The organism is Paraburkholderia tropica (assembly GCF_914484835.1).
GTDB classification, from domain to species: Bacteria; Pseudomonadota; Gammaproteobacteria; order Burkholderiales; family Burkholderiaceae; genus Paraburkholderia; species Paraburkholderia tropica_A.
In genome coordinates this window covers 37,239-54,712 of the sequence record NZ_CAJZAR010000073.1, presented here as the reverse complement: position 1 = coordinate 54,712, position 17,474 = coordinate 37,239, and the positions used below count along the sequence as shown (strand labels likewise).

Below are 17,474 nucleotides of genomic sequence, written 5' to 3'. Positions count from 1 at the left end.
ACAAAACGTCTAGGAAAACGCTCGCGCTCGATGTGCGGGCCAAATAGGAACTGACAATATGAACACACTTCTCCCTAACAGTGCCGCCGACAGGCAACCGTTGCCGCCATCGAAGGCAGAGCGAATTTCGTCCTGGGTTATCAGGATGGCGCTCGTTCCGGCTCTCGCCTTGCAGACGATTGGCGCTGTGCCTCGCCATGCTCTGCGGGATGCTGGGCTCGGGACGTTCGGTGACGCTGCGGATAGGGTCTTTGATGTGTTCCACGGCACTATCAGCTCTGCGATTCCTAGCGCCGCGAGCTGGGCCGATGCGATTGGTGGCACGGCGGTGCAGGCTCTTTATTTTGGAGCGTTGTCATTGGTCGCCGGGGCGTTTGTTACAACTGTGGCGTGCGGTATGCGTCGCATGCAGAAGAATTCCTATCGCAGCGTGGGCGGCCCGCGCTGCTGGTGACTGGCTGGGCAACGGAAAACGCCCTCGCTGATGCGCGGGGCGAACTGGAAAATGAAAATGAAATGTGCCATCCCAAGTAAGGCTGATGTTGAGATCAAACGAAACGTCATGCTGTGCGTTGGTTCCATCCTGCTCGCAGCCGCATGCTATGTGTTGTCTCAGGTGCATCAAATCGACCATCGAGCGGACGATTTGCTCGGAACGGCCTACTGGATCGGCTTGAATCTCTCCGTGTTGGCAATATTGTTTTTCGGTGTGCGGTGTTTTTTGGTGTGTCTGTGGCCTGCGAAATTCGCCAAGATATCCGGTACGTGGAACGCGCTAGTAACGCGGGCGCTTGAAAAGCAATATCCGGGAACAAGCGTGACCGAGTTCGGCAAGGAAGGATGGTTAGTGACCGATATCGCGAGCGGTAAAACGGTGACGGAGATATCTGGCGCCGATGCGGCTATGCGCGAACTTGGGAAGGAGCAACCTCGCGCAGATGGCTTTCCGCACCGGCCAGGTACTGGAGCGAAAATCACGCATCTGTCACAGTTCAGAAAGTAGATCGGAAAACATCATGCAAAACGTACAAGCCAACTTTGAGGACATTACCCGTGCGCGGGAGTTGTTTTCGGGATCGGCAGAAATGAACAAGGCGCTAGACGGCTACCTTTCGCCCCTGCCTACTCGGGCCGAACTGTTCAAAATCGCGCAGAACATAAAAGACGGCGTGCTGCCGCATGACGCGCCGCCGCAAACGATTTCGGAACAGGTCCGCGCTCTTGAGGCCGAACACGCAGCCTTGACGGTGGAAAATCAATCGCTTCGGGACGAGGTGAAACGGTTGAAGGATGAGCTTGAGAGCGAGCGCAACAAGGCTGGTTTCGGTACGGGGCTGATCGTCGGATCGCTGCTTGGCTGACACACCGGAAAACGGGGGAATGTTGGAACCAGTAGATCTCAAAACCTTGCTAAATTCCGATGCCTCCGCTCCGGGCATCATCGCGCTGTATCAACGTGCCATGCAGCATCGCACGAACGAGGCAATGAATGGACTTTCTAACCGGCTCGACCAAATCATTGTTCAGGCCGAAAAAAACGGTAGGGCTCAGGGCCGTCAACAAGCGGCGATGATCGCATTGACTGCGGTACTTGCCGTTGCAACGATCGTTTATACCGTCACCACCGTATACGCCACGCGGGAGACGATCCAGGCGCAGCAAGCGTCCGCTGGTTCGCAGTCTCGGATTGAGTACATTCGCAGCTCCGGCGCTGTGCCCGAGAGCGCCGCAGTGCATATGGGTGTTGATGAAAAAGGCGTGCCTGCTGTTTGTGTCAACGGTACGGCGTATGACGTTCCCGCTCTTGGCGACGTGCGGCTCAAGGAGCGTCCGCAACCAACTCGACCAGACGGCGCAATGATGCCCGTCCTGCGTTGCAAAGATTGATCGGAAAACGGCGTGAAGCGAAAAATCACAATTGAGTTGCTGACGTGGATTCCAGTGTTGTTACTCTCGTTTGCGATCGCAGTCGTAGGCGAGCGGTTCGGGAATTTCGGTCTGTCGCCGTGGCAGTTCTCATGCGTGACATTTGCACTCGGCGCAGCGCTGTATCGTGGGGTAACGTCGCCGCTTGTGGATTTGTACATCGTGTGGGACTTGACCCGCAAAGCGCGTCGTAGCAGCGATAGCACCAACTGAATTCGGAAAACGTTATGTCGAAGAGAATTTCAGTAGAGGAGGCAGCAGAAGCGGGCAAGCTCGATTTGCCGGATTCTGAGTATGCCGTGACCGCACGGTCGATGCTCGGCGTGAATGTCGTCGTAGCGGCAGATTCACTTAAGGACGCTCAGGCGCGAGCGAGTGAGCTTCGCGTCCTCGAAAATCATATGGTCTGCATCTTGGAAAAGAGAGAGCGCATCGCGCGCTGGGACCGTATCAATGCTGCGGGTGGCTACGTCTACGGCGAGCATACTCTCGTGCCGAAAGACAATCGCTGGCGTCGGGTTGCTGTGGACAGGGGCGAATTTATTGGCGGCGTCCGCGAAATCTGGACGCACTTGGTGTAACGGATTAGCCCAGGAAAACCCATGAAACTGTATGCCACCATCGTTTGTACACTGACTATCGCTCAAATCGGTTTGGCGAATGCGCAAGTCCCGATCGCCAAGCCTGAGAAGATGGCTGATTTCGCCTCGCAAGTTCAAGCGGCCGCAGACAAGGTCGCGGCGGTGCCGAAAATCCCATTGATGCTACTCAACGACCTGCAAAACGCCACACCTCAAATGGTTATGCTTCGCGAGCGCGACGGGCAAAAGTGCTCCTACATTGGAGAACTCAAGCCGTCTCGCAACGTGTGGTCGATTTCGATCACAAGAAAGAATTGCCCGGATGGGCTGTCGTCTCCTGCTGCTCTCGTCGTTCCACTGCGCAATCTCGCTACGGAGCCCGGATACTCTGCCGGATCGACGGTGATTGCCTACCAAGTGAAAGGCGCCGCGAACTAGGAAAACACATGGATGCTCGATGGAATAACGCGTTGACTGCTCCGCTCGATCAGACGCGATGCGCAGACCTAGCGGACGGTCAATATGACGAAAACCGACCGCTATTTCGCTGTGCAATCTGCTTGGATTCTGGTGAGAAAAATTTGCACCGCTACGTGGACGATTGCCCGTCCTTCAATGACTAGTCGGACAGCGGAAAACGCTCGCGCTCGATGCGCTGGCCGAACAGGAAAATGGCGATGACTGAATATCACTACACCTGTGATAGCTGTGCAAACCGGACCCGTGTGTTCCTCCACGGAGAGGAACACGACGGCAAGTCCGATATGGTTGTGTGCGATCAATGCGGCGACGATGTGACCGTCGAATTGCTCAAGCCCGACTGACTGGAAAACGGGAAAGTGAATGATGGCTAACGCGCTGATTAACCCGATTGCGTTCACCGTTGGAGCACTATTTTTGGTGGTGCCGTTGGTGTTGGCCGGATACGGATTCCGCCTGGGTTGGGCAACGCGTGCAGTCCTTGCCGTGGGTTTCGCGCTGTCCGCGATTAACGCCACTAGCAGTTTTTCAGGGGGCGTTTGTGCGCGCGTAGTGCCGCCCTTTGAATGCTCAGGCGGAATTTTCTTTTCTTCGAAGTAAGCAGAAGCCGCCCAAGGAAAACGCTCGCGCCCGATGCGCGGGCCGAACAGGAAAATTTGGATAGCCCCGTAAGCGGCCCGTACTGGCCGGTAGCCACGACAATAGGACCTAAGAATGAAGAAAATCGCTGCGATGTGCCTGCTTTCGATCCCTGCATTTGCAATGGCCGATAGCGCTCCGAAAGTCCTTTCGGAAAATGTGAAGAACATCCCGTATGCCGCGTCGATCAAGGATGGCGTGGTCACGACGGCCCAAGCGTGGGAAGGTGAGAGGATCGTCAAGCTTAATACTGGTGTGTGCAGGAAGATCGTGCATTCGAATCTGCACATCGTTGACCTGGGGCATGGCCTGCAAGGTGCAAATCTCCACGAGGACGAATCCCCCGTCGCCTGTCCGGCTTAAAGTTCGACCTTTTTGCTGCTGCTACGTGCGGCAGCGGAAAGGTGACTTACCAAGGAAAATTCCATCATGAAACTTTCGAATCGTCATCGACGCCAGCGCAACTCAATTGCTTTCGGTCATCCACGTCGGAACTTCGTGGTGACGATGCATTCCCGTTCCATACTGCCGTTGCTGAAAGCGCTGGAAACAGGCCATCCGGGGGGTACGAGGTCTCTGGCGCAGTCGAACATGGAGGCATCCCGCGAGGCCGCAGATGAATACACAGCGTTTCGGTTAGCGGATGCCGAAGTGATTGAAATTGGCAGCGGCAACGTACCTCGATAGGTCAGGGGAAACGGAACGAAAATGCGAAATTGGCCGCAAGCGTGGAGAGTTGAAGTTGACTTGGCGGTGAAGGTTCTGCTTTCCGTCTCGATGGTCTGGGTATACCTCACGACCATTTTTGGCGTTCGCGTCACAGAGGGGGGGCGTCAGTGGATCATTTACCTCGGCGGACTGGTGGCGCTCAACGCGTTAGCCCTTGTGGTGCTTGAAGCACTCCCCACTGCTGTAACCGATCGGATCGCCTAAAGGCTGATCGAAATAGTTGGAGATAAAATGGTACAACCCAAACGCATGTCCACTCCTGCGCAGTTGTTCCTTGGCGCGTTTGTTGGTTTTTGCGCGGCCGGCGTTTTGGCATGGGGAATCACGACCTTCGATTACGGCGTGCGTCAGATTCTCGACGGCTTGCCCTTGATAGCAATACTGGTGGGATTCATCCTACTGGCGATCACTGCCATTCGTTGCGTTTTCGTCCGCTACTACTTCCCGATCGTTCTTTGTTTGCTCTACATCGCGGGCATAGGTTTCACTGTGTTCCTTTACGAAAATTCGGGGGCAGAGGACAACGCGGTGGTAACGAATCTCCTGCCAATCCTACCGTGGGCATTCTTCGGCCTGTGTTTTCTCAGTACGGTCATGAGCTTTATGACCGCGCGGCAACCTGCGACAGATGTTAGCGGGTGAGACTTTTGGCATCTGCATCCAATCCCAAGTAACCATTTATGGGGGGCGTGCGTCTCATTGCCATTTGAGCCGCATGCTGCGGCTGAGTCGATGACGTTACGACTGAATCCGCCGCATGGCGCGTGAAACGAACGCGTCAATTTCGTCAAAACGCCGGCCACGCTCGGCCGTGACATAGATCGTCGTCGTATCAAGAGTCGTATGGCCGAAATTCGCCTGAACGACTTCAAGGCTCGCACCGTCACTCAGGGCGTGGGTGCCGTGCGTGTGACGTAGCCAATGGGCGCTTGCGCGGGCGAGTTGCGCCGCATTTGCCGGTTGGGTTCCAGCAAGCGCCGCAGCTGCCCGCTCAAAGATCGTCTTATACGCAACTCCGACCGCCCCAGCGGTCAGGGGCTTCTGTTCGTCTCCGGCCAGGCGGCCGAACAACGGCGTTGCAGCTGGCCACGCATCTGGATCAGCACCATGTCCACGGCTCGTCATGTACGCGGCCAGTTGCTCCATCAGCGCAGTCGGCATGGGCACGTACCGCGCGCGCTTGCGCTTGCCGATGACGCGAAGCAGGAAACGATCCGTGAGGTCATCGTTTCGCGTGAGGCGGGAAAGGGCGCCAGCTGTTGCACTCGCAATCTCCGCGCGCCGCAGGCCCGTCGCATATGCGAACAGAACCGCAAACAAGTCTCGCGCGCCGGCGCGCGCAGCGTGGGCGTACACGTATTCCCACTGCGCGACAGAAAGGCTTCGGCGTGTTTCTTCCTCTATTTCCTCTGGTTCCTGCAAAGGCACGCCGTCGATTGGATTGCTATCGAGGTAATTCTGGCCTACAAGCCATTTGAACAGGCTGTTGAGTACGTTCGTGGCAGTCCCCACGCTCGAAGCCGACAGCGGGCCGGAAAAGGGCCTCCATGCGTCACTAAATCGGTCGATGTGCCGGGGAGCGATCCATCGATCGGGGGGCACTGGCTTGCGCATGAAGCGCTGATATTCTGCGCAGTCAACCGCATCGAGATCCGACAGTGCGATGCCGCGCTCGAAAATGCACCATAAAAGAAGCCGTTCGGCCTCCTTCCGGTAGGCCCGCCATGTGTGACTGCCGGGCGCGTGGACGTCGAGCCACGCGTGAATTGCCTCGTAGTCGTTTTTTGCGCGAGTGCGGTTACGGTCGAGCTGGGCACGGTTCCGTCCGAAAGAGCCGTCTAGCAGGGACGGCGATCGCAGATACTCGAACGGCACGATGCCCGTGGCCGGCGGCCGCCTACGGGCAATCTCGGTGGCGATCGTGCGTTTCGGGGCGCTGGCGAGCGGCGACAGGTCGCGCTTCAATTCATCTGCGTGCAGCTGAATCCAGCCAACAATCCGGCTGCCCGCAACGCGTCCGATCCTCGGGATGCGATGGTAAAACCGGAAGCCGTGGATATTGATGAACCCGATCAGATCGTCAATCGTGTCCAGGCCGGCGGCCGCAAGTCGATCAGCCATGACAGGATCGAACCAGCCTGCGAGTGCATGGGCGGGATGGGGCGAAACGGCGATTTGCTTCTCGATGCGCTCAAGGGCGAGCTTCATGCGACGGCGCAAGCGTTCCGCCCGCTTGCCGCGTTCCGTTACCTGACTGTTGATCGCGCCGCCGAACCGCTCCTTAAACTCCTGGATCAATTCGGCCTCGGAATGGTAGTCGGCCGGGAATTGCGCTGCGAACTCGTCAAGGGTGGGGAGGTCCGCAATCGCGGCAACAGGCTTGTCGAGTGCCGTCGGCGACACGCGCAACAGGCGCGCGTCGCCGTGGTTGCCTGTGCGGTGAGCCGCAGCAACTAGCTCGCGCCGAATCCAGTCTAGAACTGTGCGAGCGCGTCGCGGATCGTCGTCGGCCAGAAGGTATTGACGTGCGAGCGTCGCTAGATCCACGCCGTTGAGATAGCCGCGAAAAAACGCCATGTGGTCGGCGCCGATGTAACGTGCGTAGGTCCGCTGCTTATTCCTCATCGGGTTTGATCTGGCTGGAACGCACAATCTGCATGATGCGCTGGTGATGGCCTACCGATTTCCTGAACTCAGCGAAATCAGCCAGGGAAACGCTATAGCCGCCACCGCGGTCGTCCAATTCTTCCAGGTGCGCAGCGACAGAGGCTAAGAGCCGGTCCATATGCGCGGCGGTCGGCATGGCGCTGACCTTACTCATGGCCTCGGGGAGTCCAGCGTAGATGAAAAGGTCAAAGTGCCGCGTGTCGCGCTTCGTGGCCTTCCACCAAACTTTGCCGACGTTGCCCGCAAACGCCAGAATGTCCTCCGCAAGACGGTGCAGGTTCTCGTGTTGAATGTCTTTTTTGGAGTTGACGTCCAAGGCCGTGAGCACCAGAGAAAGACGCCGCGTGCGCCGTTCGTCCTCGCGTTTCGCGTCGGCTTTCTTCTTGACTTCGCGCGCGAGCTTTTCCGCACGCTCAATATCATCTGCGAGCCCGGCGAGCGTTTCCGCAGTTCCTGAAATCGACTCGATCTGGACGCCACTCAGGTACTTCTCGTAGTGGCTTCTGATGCTGCGCAAAGCGCCAGCGGCGCGGCGGACCGTCGAGCGTGCCTTTTTCAGTTCTTCATCGCCATGCCACGCCGCACCAAGGCGGAAGCGTTTGAATATCTGTTCATCGCGTGTCATCGGCGCGTTGTCCGCGCACTCATGCTTGACGAACACGTATTTGTGCGGTGCTTCGTATCCCTTGGCGCAGCCCCACGTATGGAACTCGCCCGTGAAATTTTGGCAATCTTCGCAGCGGACAAGCTGTGGTTGTGGGGGATCGAGAGGGCGGGGCGTTTTCGGCATGGTCGGGAGAGTGCTGTTGCACTGTTGGCGTACAAGCGAGTTTGGGTCTTATCTGGAGCCAGCTTTGGAAAGCGGCGCGCGGAGTTATGCACAAAAACTGTGGATAACTCCGGCTAGGGACAGTAACCGCTCAAATCGATTCTCGCATGCGAGAATCGGACGCCGGCGGCGGCAATTCAGGCATCGGGCCTTCGGCAATGTTCCACGTCCACGAGTCCAGCTGACTTTCGTCCTGCAACGCCACGAATTCGTTTTCGAATTCCTCGGTGGCATTCGCCGGCACAATGTACATGGCAACCGGGGTGTCGGTGTCGGCAAGCACGGCGCTCGCGATCGGTTTCGTACTCGGCATGTTGTACCGCAGGCTCTTGACGAAACGCCTTTGCGAGAGTGCGTCGATCAGATCCTTTTCGTCGGTACTTTCGAAGGGAATCCAGTTCTCGTTCGTCAGAACAAGCGACGCTTCCTCGATCGAAGCGATGCCAGTGTCCGCAACGCCAAATGTCGCGACCACGAGAAGGTGCGTTCCTTCAAGCGCGCCCCAAAGGCCCAATTCAGCGCTGAATCGCTTCGCAAGTTTTTTGTGCAGCCCGTCGTCAATCATGAAAAAGCTGTCCGGCATGTGCTTGACGATCAACTTCTGGCCAAGGCGCGCCGGAAGTATCTCTTTGACTTCGCCGATCAGGATCATCAGCTTGCGTGTCGATTTTTCGGTCACACGCAGCTGGTTGAAAACTTCCATGCGGCGCTGGTCGATCTCCGGCTTGCGATCGACAGAAAACGACTCGGGCATGAACAGGTTGCCCGCAAGCGAATTGCCCTTAACGGCCTTGTCGTAAGCCGCCTGAAGCATGTATTTGCGAAACACGTACCAGCTGCGCTTTCCGGCCATTGCAGGCGACCAACGCGTGAAGCCGGATTCGTCCATCAGATAGTGCAGGGCGCCGCGCAGCGTGAGCTTCTTGCCGTCCGATTTCACTGCGGACTTTTCTGCGCCGCCGGTGCTGGGGGCGATGCGCGAGCCGGACTTTGACAGCGCAAAGTCGAACTTGAGAGTGGTGATGCCGGTTTTCACGTCCGTCTGGATCGCGGAACCGCTGACCTCGGCGAGACCGGACGTTTCGGCCGGCGGCTCGAACGATTCGCACGATGAGCCATGCAGCGCGCCCGTGTTCGGCATGCGCTTGATGACGTGCGCTCCGCCTACTTTGGCGACGTACATTTCGATACCGCCGGGGCGGCACTTGCACCGCGGCCGCTCGTTGTTGCCGTAGGCGTGGGAGAGAAAGGCTGCGAAATCAGGCGTATCGTCGGAATACGTGCGCCCCTGGAAACTGTAGCTTGCGGTCATCGGTGGTCTCGGTAGTTGGAGTCGGGCGTGGGCAGGTCCTTCATTCCGCACTCGGCGACGTGGAACACGTATTGCCCCGTGCCTTCGGCGTCGAATATTTCGACGTTGGGCGATTCCCGGCAATTCTGATCTTGGAGCGGGCCGAGCGCGTATCGAACGCATTCGCTCCTAGGTTCAGCTCCCAGCGCGTCGATGCGGCCCGATGTACGCCCCTTTTCCTCGTTGTCGTGTAGTTGAAATCCGTTGCTTACCCGTCGTTTCGAACTCGTGAATTCTCCTTTGCAATCAGAATCTTAAACGCGCCGCCGGAAAAATGTTCCTTTTTGGAGAGAAAAAATGCGATTGATGATTATGTAGGTAATCATCAATCGCATTTGACCTTCATTTCAAACTTGGCACTCGCGCCGGGTGAGTTACCGATTAGTCGGATTCGGTTTGAGGAAATAGAACGTCGAAGCCGGGCACGGGAATCACCCTTCCGTCGTTCAAGCATGCGGCCGCGGCGACAAGGTGTTCCGAAGCGGCACGCTGTGCGTGCGGCCGCCATCCAAGGTGATCGAGCGCGGTTTTCGCTTCCTCTGCGAAAACCGCGGCGACTTCTTCGGGCCGCATGTTGTGCAGCCTAATGTGCGCGTTCACTTGCTCGATGATCGCGCTCCTGAATGCCTCTTTACGTTGATTGCTGTCCATGCTCGTTCCTCGGGGAAATCAGCGTGTCGCAGGGTTAGCGACAGGGGATTGCTGCGCGGAGCATCTGGTTGCGCTGCCTACGCACTCGCCGTTGCATCCAACGCAGAAGCGGCGAGACACGATGCCGTCGCTGTTCCAGTGCATTCCGTTCGTTTGCGGCGGCGTGCCTACGGTGCGGCCGTTTTCCCTCGCATAGAAAACCGGCTCGCCGTTCATGCCAGCCCTGACGATCGGCACGATCACGTCTGCGCCAAACGCATCGCGCAACTGGTCGATCCAGGCGGCCGTTTCAGGCATAAGTTCACGCAATGGCTTGGCGCTAGACATGAGCGATTTAGTGCTTGATCGCAGACGCGATCACGTCCTTGCCGTCCTTGCTGAAAAGGACAGTGCTCGCACGCGTTTCGACGTCCACGATACCCATGGGCCAGAAGCGCAGACCAACAACCTGATAGGTGCCATCCGGTTGCTTGGCCGTGATGGAGTCCGGCATCTGTGCCATCGTTTTCGGGAGCATCTTGAAGCGGACATGAATGCCGGTCTCGTCTGCCCACACACCTTCAGGTGCCCACGGCTCGCCGGTTGCGCCCGTGAGGTTGTAGACGACGGCCGGCCCATGCGACTCAAGCGGCGGTCTCGCGCCGGGGAACGGGGCATCCGGCGCCGCCGCGTGACTTGCTTCGATGCGGTTGAGCGCAGCGAGGATCATTTGATCGGTTTGGAGCACGCTGGTCAAAAGCAGGTTCGTCGTTGCCGACGATTGAGCCTGCAACGCCCCGGGGTCGCTTGCGGCAGCAACATTGCTACCGGCGTGCGCTGCGGTTGCAGCGACAAAGAGGGTGAAGGGAAGGAGGATATTTTTCACTGCTTGTTTCCGTGTGGTTGGGAAGTGGATCAGAAAAGCGACTGTTGCGCGGCGCATAGTTCATCAAGCACGCACAACAGGTCATCTTTCGCCTTGCGCACCTTCTGCGGTGCAGCACTCTTGATAGCGTTAAGCAGAGGGGCCAGCGTTGTTCGAGCCGTGGCCGCTGCCTTCTGTGGATCTCGCATTACTGCGCCGCGGCCGCCAAGAAAACTCGGGTCTCCAAAAAGGCAATCGCTTTCGATGCGCTCGAACTCAGCGCCCATTTCCGTCGCGCCAAGGTAGTCGAGCAAACGCACGACAAGCTCGCACAGTTTTTCCTCGACAGGACAGGGGGGCGTGGCGGCGCAGCGTGGCATGGCTTATCTCGCAACAAGACACTCAGCGGATACCAGGGTGCCTTTCGGAAGCGTCTCGGGAGCCGGGTTGGTTCCGGCTGGATAGGTGATCCGGCAGCCGTGCGCGTCGGGAACAAACACGATCGCGTGCGGTGTGGCCGGTCGCTTTGACTGGAGCATGGTGCCGGTCAGCAAGATCAGCACACCAAGCAGGCCAACGGCTCTCAGGATTTTCTGTTTGTTGTCGTTCATTGCACGAGTCGGATGAGCAACCTAAAAGTCATGTTTACGGCTAACCGTGGCAAGGATTGAAGCCGGTTAGAACAGGTCGCGTTGCGCGTCGGCGTCGCCTTCTGCGGCGCGCGGGGTGGTCGCGGATTCGGCTCGCTCGCGCTCGCGTTCGAGTTCGGCGCGGTCGGGGTGAAGCGTGACAGGGTGCGGGATAACAACAGAGCGCGAAAATACGACGCCCGGCATCAGCGTGAGCAGGTCCATGAAAATTTCCGGTTTTCTCGCATGCGAGAACGTTACTCGGCAGCCGGCTCGTCGTCGGCGGGCGTGGCGCGACGCAGCACGACTTCCGCGAGGGCGGAATCGAGATCCGGGTAGCGATCCAGCAAAACCAGTCGTGACGCGATGGACTTTTCGCTACGACCGAACGCCGCGCAAATGCTCTCGGTGGGCTTCTTGACTTCCCACATGGTCAACAGTGCCAGGTCTGCGTCGCTGGTCCACGGTTTCCCCGAATTGCGTGCCTTGTTCATGATGCAAGTTCCTTTTGGGCGACTGCGATTGCAGCGCGCACGATGTAGCTTTGGTCGTTAATAAAAAATGATTCCGCGTGGGTCACGATCATGCGCGCATAGAGTGTCGCCAACGCACTCGCTTCCTGACACAGCGCCAGTTCGTCACCTTGCGACGGCGAGCGTTCGCGCCAGAAGTTGATAGCAACCTCAAGATCGCTGATTGAACAGGCGACAGCATCCATAGCATGGCTCCTTTATTGGCTAAATACGTCAACGCGCGTCATGACCTTCGATGCCCAACATTTTGCGCCGTCGAGCCAGTGTCTCAACAGCGTCAGCCTCATACCGGGCCAGCGCCTGCGCATCCCGGTCGCGTTGAATCAAATCATTAAGGTGCTCAATTCGCAGCGACCCGTTATCCGCGAGCGAGAACAGCAAGTCGCGCACATCGCCACCCAACGCCTCGTGCACAGACATAAGCGCCGCGTCGCTCAAAACATGAACCTCAACTTTTTTGGCGGGCTTCCGCCATTGCGTCCCGTACACCGCGAACAGAAGAAACACCGCAAACTGCAACACGTTTCCTCCCTGACTCACGAAACCCCAAGGAGCCTTAGCCGCGCCAATGCCAACCGCCAATGCCATCAAATACCATCCGATCATGTTCGATCGTGGTGTCTCGCGGTAGATGATTCGCTTGATTGATCTGACCTCGTGCTTGCTCAACATTGCTCGCCTACGTTGATATCATAATCGCATGCGCGTATGATATCACGAAGCGCGGGAAATTGCACTGCGTATAACAGAACAGGAAACTACGATGCCGGGTGAGGTTCACAAACAGTTGGTGACTCTCGGGGCAAAGTGGCTACGGCGACAAGGGTTTGCGGTCGTCGCCAACGAGTTGGTCACAGGCCGAAGGGGTGAGGAAGCTGACACGATCGGTTTCCGGTCGAACTGCTCCGCGTTGATCGAAGTCAAGGCGTCACGCTCGGATTTTCTCGCCGACGCGCGCAAGCCGCATCGGACAGCGGGTGGATTGGGCGTGTACAGGTTCTATCTGTGCCCGCCCGGCGTGATCGACGTTGACGATCTGCCGAAAGGATGGGGACTGCTGTACGCAGAGGGGCGGGGCGTGCGCGAGGTTCTGCGGCCTACTGGAAACGCGTGGCCGTCGTGGGGCGCGAAGATTGGAGACTGGCCAGCGTTTCAGCACGACGCCAATGTAGACGCGGAGCGCGGCGTCCTGTTCTCCATCGCCCGCCGGCGCTCATTGTCCCGATCGGACGAACGATACGAAAAGCGGTTGCAGGATGAGGTACGGCGGGGGAATCGGCTCGCCGGCCAGAATGCCCTTCTCGTTGAGCGGGTAAAGAAGCTGGAGCTCGATCTGTATCTGGCCACGAAGGGAGGCGTCGCGGACGAGAAAAGCCCTGCGGAATTGAAGGCGGCGATACGTCGAAAAGTTACGCCGCTGTAAGCCGAGGGGTGCTTACAGCGGCGGCGGGCGCACACTGATCGCGGTTGTTTGATCGACTTCGGCGGGCGCATGCACTAGGCATGACGCCTCGCCAAAGCCCTACGGCAGATTACTGCGATACCGTGGCGGTGAGAACGGCAAACTTGCTGGAAAACGGGACATAGCGGGCAGGGCGGCTAACCCCAACGGTCTGCGCAACTCGCAGAGCCGGGACCGGCATGCCGCCCGCGCGCAAGATGCGATCGACGTAGCCATTGCTCAGTCCACTTCTAAAGTTTCCTGTGTTGAATGCCGATAAGGCAGCAAGCAAAGCTGCGTTCGAATCCTGATATTTGGGGAGAGCGTTCCTATAAAACGCCGACAGGATCTGTCCGCCCGTGCGAACGTTGATGCAGGGGTCAAGTGCATCGCGCACAGAGAGGTTGTAGCGGGCCAGATTGCGGCTGCTCACCTGAGTCAGCCCGATATCCACGATGTGCCCGCTGGCAATGAGGTTGGTTGCGATCTGTTCGGCCTCTGCGGCACTGCTCGGCGCGAAGCTGCGAATTGTCTTTTGACGGACGGACCAGGGCAACCCCTCCAGTCCGCTATCGGACAGCGCGTAGGGATTGCCCTTCGATTCAATGCGAATAAGCGCGGCCATAGTGGTCGGATGCACATTCGGCGCGCATGACGCCATGATCGCATCGAGCGACTGCGCCCGCACGATCATAGGGGCAGTGCATGCGATCGACGCGGCCAAAAGTTTGATCCAACCACCGTATGCCATCGTCGGAACTCTTATTTGACCTTGCCGTTGTGTTTCTTCAACCACTCATCAAGGATCTCTCCGATGAGCGCCGGCGCACTCACGTTCTCGCCGCGACGCTCCGACTCGGCCATAGCCGCCTTGTGCAGTTTCGGGTAGATGCTGACGATCGGTTCAACGATTTCTTCGACCAGCTTCGGAACCGTCACCTGGTGCCCGCGACGCTCCGTTTCGAGCCCGGCGGCCTTGAGAAGCCTTTGGTACGTCTCAACCATAAACCGGATCAATGTGGGTCGCTTCTCGTCGCTCGACATGATGTATGCAGATTCCTTTCTAGGGTTAAAAATTCCGGTCCGGCGCGCAAAGGAAGCGAGGCTGATGGGCTACTTTCGTCTAATTTTTGGCGCGACACAAAGGCCACATTGTTATAATATCGTGAGCGCATAATATCATGCAATCACAACGCCAAAAGGAAAATAGCATGCGCGCCAAAGTAGCCTTCCTTGTGTCAGCGGCCTTCGCTCCTGCTGCGCACGCGGGGTTTTATGTAACGGATGCGACGGCACCGGTCGCAACCAGGGTCGCGAGTCAACCCATCGCAAACGACAACAGCACGACCTATAAGGTGCCTTTCTATGCGCATAGCAGTCAGATTTCCTGGACTGCCAAGCGATCGCTGGGCGCTATTCTAACGTCGCTTCAGGACGCCACGAACATTACCATTTCTGGATGTGGCGAAACGAAAGGCGGGGAGGCGCTGGCATACCGCCGCGGTGCCGCGATCAAGGGGTGGTTGATCGACAACGGGATCAGCCCCGACGTGGTGAACGTCACCGCCGACACCGATTCGAGAGTCATTCGTTCGGGAAAGGCTTACAACTGCGTGATCGCCGCAACGCGGCAGATGACCGCCTATCAGCAGCTTTTCGGCGTGAGCGCTCCGGCACCCAACCAGGCGGCCGCAAGCTACGCGCAACCGGCCATGCCGACGCAGACCGTCGAACAGGGCGCGCGAGATACCGCAGCCGAGCCGGGCGGTGAAGCGCAGCTGACGATGATTCGCCAGGTCCTGGGCATGGTGAAGGACAAGATCCTCACGCCGGAAAATGCAGTTTCGATGTTGCAGGCGATCGTCAAGACGAGCGGCAATCATCCGGGTAGCGCGCCGCCGCAAGGGGTGCCGCCCTCGATGCCGCCGATCTACGCCCCGACCACCGTCCAGGCCAGCGCGCAGCCGCATATGCAGTACGTGAGCACGCGCGCAGCATCGGCACCGATCGTCACTCCGGCGGTCATGCCGCCGCCCGCAATCACAGTCGAGCCCACGACGCAGACGTGGGCTTTCGGGGATAACCAGACGCTCCAGGACACGCTCGCGACGTGGGCGCGTGATGCAGGGTGGAAGCCGCCCGTATGGCGCGCGTCGAATCCCTATCGTGTGTCAGGTGCCCCGGTGACGGGAACCTTCTTCGATGCCCTTCGCGCGATCTGCGCAGCTGCTCCGTCGCTCGATATCAAGGCTGACGCGCAGACGCATGAACTGATCGTCACCGACGCCGGGCATTGATATGTGGCCCGCTCTCGCGGTTGTGGCGACATTGATCTTTGCGTCGTTCATGCAAGGTGAATTCGTTACAGCTGCACAATCTTCTGTGACGCAGGGGCAGGCTAATGCGCTCGCCACCAGTCTCGTCATTTACGGGAGCTACGCAGTCAAATACGCGACTGCGAATCCAACGGTGCAGGGGAGCGTGAGCGACGCCGCCTTGGGCGTGCCGTACTGGTTGGTACGCTCACCGCAGATCGGAACCTATGTCTCGAACGGTCGCGGCTATGCCTACTATACTGGTGCGCGCGTTCCTTCGCTTGCAGGGCAGGTCGCGCAAGCAACGCAAATGGCGATGACTGTTGGAACCGTGACGGCTGGCGTTCTCGTGGTTCCGCAGCTGGGCGCGACGCCGAGCATTCCTATTCCCGGTCAAATCGCAAACGGGAGTGTGGTAGTTACAAATTAGTGTTGACAAAAAGGCGACGCGTATATATAATAATTTCTGTGGTGATCGTGCGCGTGGGCGCACACTTTTATCCAAATTGAGGGTACACGACGATGAAGAAGAACTACAACTTGGCCATCGCGGCTGCGGCCGCAGCACTCATGTTGTCGGCTTGCGGTGGCGGCGGGGGCGGTGACTCGGCAAGCGGAACCGCCGCTTCGGGCAACAGCGGATCGAATACCACTTCGGCATCGACGGGGAACGTCACGACGCCGACCTACTCGGCATCGAGCGCGCAACTCGCGGTGTTCAACACCATCAACTCGCGTCGTCAGGCGTGTGGCTTCCCGGCGCTCACGGAAAACACGGTGCTCGATACCGCCGCACAGGCACACGCGGCGTACATGGGCGCGAACGGTGGTACGGTCACGGACAGCGAAGTTTCGGGTAACTCGGGCTTCACCGGCGTCACGTACTCCGATCGCGCGGTCAAGGCGGGCTTCCCGGCCAGCGCTGTCGTCGGGGGCATGAGCGCCGGCTTCTACACGAATTCGACGCTCACCGAGGCCGACTACGGCGAACAGATCGCGGCCGAGTGGCTGTCGGGCGTCTATCACAGCGCACTCGTCGATATGCCGGTCACGCAGATCGGCGTGGGCTGGAATGAATTGCAGTACAACGGCTTTCCCGAAATCCAGTCGAGCGTGACGATCGCCAGCCTGCAAACGATGACCGGCAATCTGCCGCTGACGTACCCGTGCGAAGGCACGACGGACGTTCCGTACCAGGTCGTCGGTGAATCGCCCACGCCGCCGAACACCTCGGGCGCATGGGGACCGGCGATCTCGGTGGGCGCAAACCCGACCGACACGATCCGCATGACGTCGGGTACGCTCACCGACACGTCCGGCAATGTCATCGCAATGCAGGTTCTGGATTCCTCGACCGACACGAGCGGCGTCATCAAGGCATACGAGGGCCGCGCCTACCCGGCCGTGGCGCTGAGCAAGAACACCACATATACCGCGACGGTCTACGGCACGACCAACGGCGTCGCCTTCACCCGCACGTTCAGCTTCACGACGGGCACGAAGGTCGGCTAATCGCCATCACCGCGGCCAGAAACAGAAAAAGCCCGCTTCGGCGGGCTTTTTACTTTCGTCGCGCGACTCTTTCAGTGGCCGCAGTTACCGGATGCGTGTGTCGTGTAGTACGCCCACTTGTAGAAGTCGTTGCTTCCGGTTTTGGTCCAGCACTCAAGAATGCTCTCGGTATACGTGGCGCCGCACTTATCCGTCAGGACTGACGTGCTACCGCTGTACCAGGCGATCTGATATCCCGCAGGCGGAGTGGCGCTGACTGATCCGCTATACGGTCCGCTCACCGTCCAACCAGCCGGCAAGTTCGCCGAGCAAACCGTCCCCACGTCAGGAATCTGTGGCGTAGACGG

General features: G+C 58.5%; 29 protein-coding genes. 15 read left to right on the top strand and 14 right to left on the bottom strand.

Annotated features, from left to right (window positions below):
- The first annotated feature begins 58 nt into the window (after positions 1-58).
- The 11 genes from LDO54_RS28260 to LDO54_RS28205 all read left to right on the top strand — a co-directional run bounded on the left by LDO54_RS28260 (position 59) and on the right by LDO54_RS28205 (position 4,997).
- Positions 59-454, top strand: a complete 396-nt coding sequence (locus LDO54_RS28260; protein ID WP_224014228.1) for a hypothetical protein — start codon at positions 59-61, stop codon at positions 452-454.
- A 57-nt stretch (positions 455-511) separates the two neighbouring features.
- Positions 512-1,003 carry a hypothetical protein gene (locus tag LDO54_RS28255; protein WP_224014226.1) on the top strand — a complete coding sequence of 164 codons (492 nt, stop codon included), beginning with the start codon at positions 512-514 and terminating at the stop codon, positions 1,001-1,003.
- 13 nt (positions 1,004-1,016) lie between these two features.
- Positions 1,017-1,361, top strand: coding sequence for a hypothetical protein (locus LDO54_RS28250; RefSeq protein ID WP_224014224.1), 345 nt, complete (start codon positions 1,017-1,019; stop codon positions 1,359-1,361).
- Positions 1,362-1,380: 19 nt separating this feature from the next.
- Entirely contained in the window at positions 1,381-1,887 is a 507-nt protein-coding gene (locus LDO54_RS28245) for a hypothetical protein (RefSeq protein WP_224014221.1), read from the top strand.
- Between the two features lie 12 nt (positions 1,888-1,899).
- Positions 1,900-2,139, top strand: coding sequence for a hypothetical protein (locus LDO54_RS28240; protein WP_224014219.1), 240 nt, complete (start codon positions 1,900-1,902; stop codon positions 2,137-2,139).
- A gap of 14 nt (positions 2,140-2,153) precedes the next feature.
- Entirely contained in the window at positions 2,154-2,507 is a 354-nt protein-coding gene (locus tag LDO54_RS28235; protein ID WP_224014218.1) for a type IV pilus biogenesis protein PilI, read from the top strand.
- A gap of 21 nt (positions 2,508-2,528) precedes the next feature.
- Positions 2,529-2,945: a hypothetical protein gene (locus LDO54_RS28230; RefSeq protein ID WP_224014216.1), complete on the top strand. Its 417-nt coding sequence runs from the start codon at positions 2,529-2,531 to the stop codon at positions 2,943-2,945.
- A 239-nt stretch (positions 2,946-3,184) separates the two neighbouring features.
- On the top strand, positions 3,185-3,331 hold the full coding sequence (locus LDO54_RS28225) for a hypothetical protein (RefSeq protein WP_224014214.1): 147 nt from the start codon (positions 3,185-3,187) through the stop codon (positions 3,329-3,331).
- A 370-nt stretch (positions 3,332-3,701) separates the two neighbouring features.
- Positions 3,702-3,989: a hypothetical protein gene (locus LDO54_RS28220; RefSeq protein WP_224014212.1), complete on the top strand. Its 288-nt coding sequence runs from the start codon at positions 3,702-3,704 to the stop codon at positions 3,987-3,989.
- Between the two features lie 66 nt (positions 3,990-4,055).
- Positions 4,056-4,313, top strand: a complete 258-nt coding sequence (locus tag LDO54_RS28215) for a hypothetical protein (protein ID WP_224014204.1) — start codon at positions 4,056-4,058, stop codon at positions 4,311-4,313.
- A gap of 273 nt (positions 4,314-4,586) precedes the next feature.
- Positions 4,587-4,997 carry a hypothetical protein gene (locus LDO54_RS28205; protein ID WP_224014200.1) on the top strand — a complete coding sequence of 137 codons (411 nt, stop codon included), beginning with the start codon at positions 4,587-4,589 and terminating at the stop codon, positions 4,995-4,997.
- Positions 4,998-5,093: 96 nt separating this feature from the next.
- Here LDO54_RS28205 and LDO54_RS28200 read toward each other — a convergent pair whose 3' ends face one another.
- The 12 genes from LDO54_RS28200 to LDO54_RS28145 form a co-directional block, all read right to left on the bottom strand.
- Complete coding sequence (locus LDO54_RS28200; protein ID WP_224014198.1) at positions 5,094-6,980, bottom strand: phage integrase family protein; 1,887 nt, start codon at positions 6,978-6,980, stop codon at positions 5,094-5,096.
- Positions 6,970-7,812 (bottom strand): hypothetical protein, encoded by an 843-nt coding sequence (locus LDO54_RS28195; RefSeq protein WP_224014196.1) that lies wholly within the window; start codon positions 7,810-7,812, stop codon positions 6,970-6,972. Before LDO54_RS28195 ends, LDO54_RS28200 begins: the two co-directional genes overlap by 11 nt.
- 130 nt (positions 7,813-7,942) lie before the next feature.
- A complete protein-coding gene (locus LDO54_RS28190; RefSeq protein WP_224014194.1) occupies positions 7,943-9,163 on the bottom strand; it encodes a DUF1173 domain-containing protein in 1,221 nt (406 codons plus the stop codon).
- Between the two features lie 420 nt (positions 9,164-9,583).
- Entirely contained in the window at positions 9,584-9,853 is a 270-nt protein-coding gene (locus LDO54_RS28185) for a hypothetical protein (RefSeq protein ID WP_224014192.1), read from the bottom strand.
- An 18-nt stretch (positions 9,854-9,871) separates the two neighbouring features.
- Positions 9,872-10,180: a hypothetical protein gene (locus tag LDO54_RS28180; RefSeq protein WP_224014191.1), complete on the bottom strand. Its 309-nt coding sequence runs from the start codon at positions 10,178-10,180 to the stop codon at positions 9,872-9,874.
- Positions 10,181-10,187: 7 nt separating this feature from the next.
- Positions 10,188-10,718 (bottom strand): hypothetical protein, encoded by a 531-nt coding sequence (locus LDO54_RS28175; protein ID WP_224014189.1) that lies wholly within the window; start codon positions 10,716-10,718, stop codon positions 10,188-10,190.
- A gap of 29 nt (positions 10,719-10,747) precedes the next feature.
- A complete protein-coding gene (locus tag LDO54_RS28170) occupies positions 10,748-11,077 on the bottom strand; it encodes a hypothetical protein (protein ID WP_224014187.1) in 330 nt (109 codons plus the stop codon).
- 3 nt (positions 11,078-11,080) lie between these two features.
- Positions 11,081-11,308 carry a hypothetical protein gene (locus LDO54_RS28165; RefSeq protein WP_224014185.1) on the bottom strand — a complete coding sequence of 76 codons (228 nt, stop codon included), beginning with the start codon at positions 11,306-11,308 and terminating at the stop codon, positions 11,081-11,083.
- Between the two features lie 66 nt (positions 11,309-11,374).
- A complete protein-coding gene (locus LDO54_RS28160) occupies positions 11,375-11,551 on the bottom strand; it encodes a hypothetical protein (protein ID WP_224014183.1) in 177 nt (58 codons plus the stop codon).
- A gap of 32 nt (positions 11,552-11,583) precedes the next feature.
- Positions 11,584-11,820: a hypothetical protein gene (locus LDO54_RS28155; RefSeq protein ID WP_224014181.1), complete on the bottom strand. Its 237-nt coding sequence runs from the start codon at positions 11,818-11,820 to the stop codon at positions 11,584-11,586.
- Positions 11,817-12,044 (bottom strand): DUF3717 domain-containing protein, encoded by a 228-nt coding sequence (locus tag LDO54_RS28150; RefSeq protein ID WP_224014180.1) that lies wholly within the window; start codon positions 12,042-12,044, stop codon positions 11,817-11,819. Before LDO54_RS28150 ends, LDO54_RS28155 begins: the two co-directional genes overlap by 4 nt.
- A gap of 28 nt (positions 12,045-12,072) precedes the next feature.
- Complete coding sequence (locus LDO54_RS28145) at positions 12,073-12,531, bottom strand: hypothetical protein (RefSeq protein WP_224014178.1); 459 nt, start codon at positions 12,529-12,531, stop codon at positions 12,073-12,075.
- A 91-nt stretch (positions 12,532-12,622) separates the two neighbouring features.
- Here LDO54_RS28145 and LDO54_RS28140 point away from each other — a divergent pair, with 91 nt between their 5' ends.
- Complete coding sequence (locus LDO54_RS28140; RefSeq protein ID WP_224014176.1) at positions 12,623-13,282, top strand: hypothetical protein; 660 nt, start codon at positions 12,623-12,625, stop codon at positions 13,280-13,282.
- Between the two features lie 109 nt (positions 13,283-13,391).
- Here LDO54_RS28140 and LDO54_RS28135 read toward each other — a convergent pair whose 3' ends face one another.
- A complete protein-coding gene (locus tag LDO54_RS28135) occupies positions 13,392-14,051 on the bottom strand; it encodes a lytic transglycosylase domain-containing protein (protein WP_224014174.1) in 660 nt (219 codons plus the stop codon).
- 11 nt (positions 14,052-14,062) lie between these two features.
- Positions 14,063-14,344 carry a hypothetical protein gene (locus LDO54_RS28130; RefSeq protein WP_224014172.1) on the bottom strand — a complete coding sequence of 94 codons (282 nt, stop codon included), beginning with the start codon at positions 14,342-14,344 and terminating at the stop codon, positions 14,063-14,065.
- Positions 14,345-14,511: 167 nt separating this feature from the next.
- Here LDO54_RS28130 and LDO54_RS28125 point away from each other — a divergent pair, with 167 nt between their 5' ends.
- From LDO54_RS28125 to LDO54_RS28115, 3 genes are all read left to right on the top strand, one after another.
- Complete coding sequence (locus tag LDO54_RS28125; RefSeq protein WP_224014170.1) at positions 14,512-15,597, top strand: TcpQ domain-containing protein; 1,086 nt, start codon at positions 14,512-14,514, stop codon at positions 15,595-15,597.
- Position 15,598: 1 nt separating this feature from the next.
- On the top strand, positions 15,599-16,045 hold the full coding sequence (gene pilM / locus LDO54_RS28120) for a type IV pilus biogenesis protein PilM (protein ID WP_224014168.1): 447 nt from the start codon (positions 15,599-15,601) through the stop codon (positions 16,043-16,045).
- Between the two features lie 92 nt (positions 16,046-16,137).
- Positions 16,138-17,127 (top strand): CAP domain-containing protein, encoded by a 990-nt coding sequence (locus tag LDO54_RS28115; RefSeq protein ID WP_224014166.1) that lies wholly within the window; start codon positions 16,138-16,140, stop codon positions 17,125-17,127.
- Positions 17,128-17,474 lie beyond the last annotated feature (347 nt).

Coding starts and splice junctions, on each gene's coding strand:
- LDO54_RS28260 (WP_224014228.1), top strand. CDS start 59: ATGAACACACTTCTCCCTAACAGTGCCGCCGACAGGCAACCGTTGCCG.
- LDO54_RS28255 (WP_224014226.1), top strand. CDS start 512: ATGAAATGTGCCATCCCAAGTAAGGCTGATGTTGAGATCAAACGAAAC.
- LDO54_RS28250 (WP_224014224.1), top strand. CDS start 1,017: ATGCAAAACGTACAAGCCAACTTTGAGGACATTACCCGTGCGCGGGAG.
- LDO54_RS28245 (WP_224014221.1), top strand. CDS start 1,381: ATGTTGGAACCAGTAGATCTCAAAACCTTGCTAAATTCCGATGCCTCC.
- LDO54_RS28235 (WP_224014218.1), top strand. CDS start 2,154: ATGTCGAAGAGAATTTCAGTAGAGGAGGCAGCAGAAGCGGGCAAGCTC.
- LDO54_RS28230 (WP_224014216.1), top strand. CDS start 2,529: ATGAAACTGTATGCCACCATCGTTTGTACACTGACTATCGCTCAAATC.
- LDO54_RS28225 (WP_224014214.1), top strand. CDS start 3,185: ATGACTGAATATCACTACACCTGTGATAGCTGTGCAAACCGGACCCGT.
- LDO54_RS28220 (WP_224014212.1), top strand. CDS start 3,702: ATGAAGAAAATCGCTGCGATGTGCCTGCTTTCGATCCCTGCATTTGCA.
- LDO54_RS28215 (WP_224014204.1), top strand. CDS start 4,056: ATGAAACTTTCGAATCGTCATCGACGCCAGCGCAACTCAATTGCTTTC.
- LDO54_RS28205 (WP_224014200.1), top strand. CDS start 4,587: ATGGTACAACCCAAACGCATGTCCACTCCTGCGCAGTTGTTCCTTGGC.
- LDO54_RS28200 (WP_224014198.1), bottom strand. CDS start 6,980: ATGAGGAATAAGCAGCGGACCTACGCACGTTACATCGGCGCCGACCAC.
- LDO54_RS28195 (WP_224014196.1), bottom strand. CDS start 7,812: ATGCCGAAAACGCCCCGCCCTCTCGATCCCCCACAACCACAGCTTGTC.
- LDO54_RS28190 (WP_224014194.1), bottom strand. CDS start 9,163: ATGACCGCAAGCTACAGTTTCCAGGGGCGCACGTATTCCGACGATACG.
- LDO54_RS28185 (WP_224014192.1), bottom strand. CDS start 9,853: ATGGACAGCAATCAACGTAAAGAGGCATTCAGGAGCGCGATCATCGAG.
- LDO54_RS28180 (WP_224014191.1), bottom strand. CDS start 10,180: ATGTCTAGCGCCAAGCCATTGCGTGAACTTATGCCTGAAACGGCCGCC.
- LDO54_RS28170 (WP_224014187.1), bottom strand. CDS start 11,077: ATGCCACGCTGCGCCGCCACGCCCCCCTGTCCTGTCGAGGAAAAACTG.
- LDO54_RS28165 (WP_224014185.1), bottom strand. CDS start 11,308: ATGAACGACAACAAACAGAAAATCCTGAGAGCCGTTGGCCTGCTTGGT.
- LDO54_RS28160 (WP_224014183.1), bottom strand. CDS start 11,551: ATGGACCTGCTCACGCTGATGCCGGGCGTCGTATTTTCGCGCTCTGTT.
- LDO54_RS28155 (WP_224014181.1), bottom strand. CDS start 11,820: ATGAACAAGGCACGCAATTCGGGGAAACCGTGGACCAGCGACGCAGAC.
- LDO54_RS28150 (WP_224014180.1), bottom strand. CDS start 12,044: ATGGATGCTGTCGCCTGTTCAATCAGCGATCTTGAGGTTGCTATCAAC.
- LDO54_RS28145 (WP_224014178.1), bottom strand. CDS start 12,531: ATGTTGAGCAAGCACGAGGTCAGATCAATCAAGCGAATCATCTACCGC.
- LDO54_RS28140 (WP_224014176.1), top strand. CDS start 12,623: ATGCCGGGTGAGGTTCACAAACAGTTGGTGACTCTCGGGGCAAAGTGG.
- LDO54_RS28135 (WP_224014174.1), bottom strand. CDS start 14,051: ATGGCATACGGTGGTTGGATCAAACTTTTGGCCGCGTCGATCGCATGC.
- LDO54_RS28130 (WP_224014172.1), bottom strand. CDS start 14,344: ATGTCGAGCGACGAGAAGCGACCCACATTGATCCGGTTTATGGTTGAG.
- LDO54_RS28125 (WP_224014170.1), top strand. CDS start 14,512: ATGCGCGCCAAAGTAGCCTTCCTTGTGTCAGCGGCCTTCGCTCCTGCT.
- pilM (WP_224014168.1), top strand. CDS start 15,599: ATGTGGCCCGCTCTCGCGGTTGTGGCGACATTGATCTTTGCGTCGTTC.
- LDO54_RS28115 (WP_224014166.1), top strand. CDS start 16,138: ATGAAGAAGAACTACAACTTGGCCATCGCGGCTGCGGCCGCAGCACTC.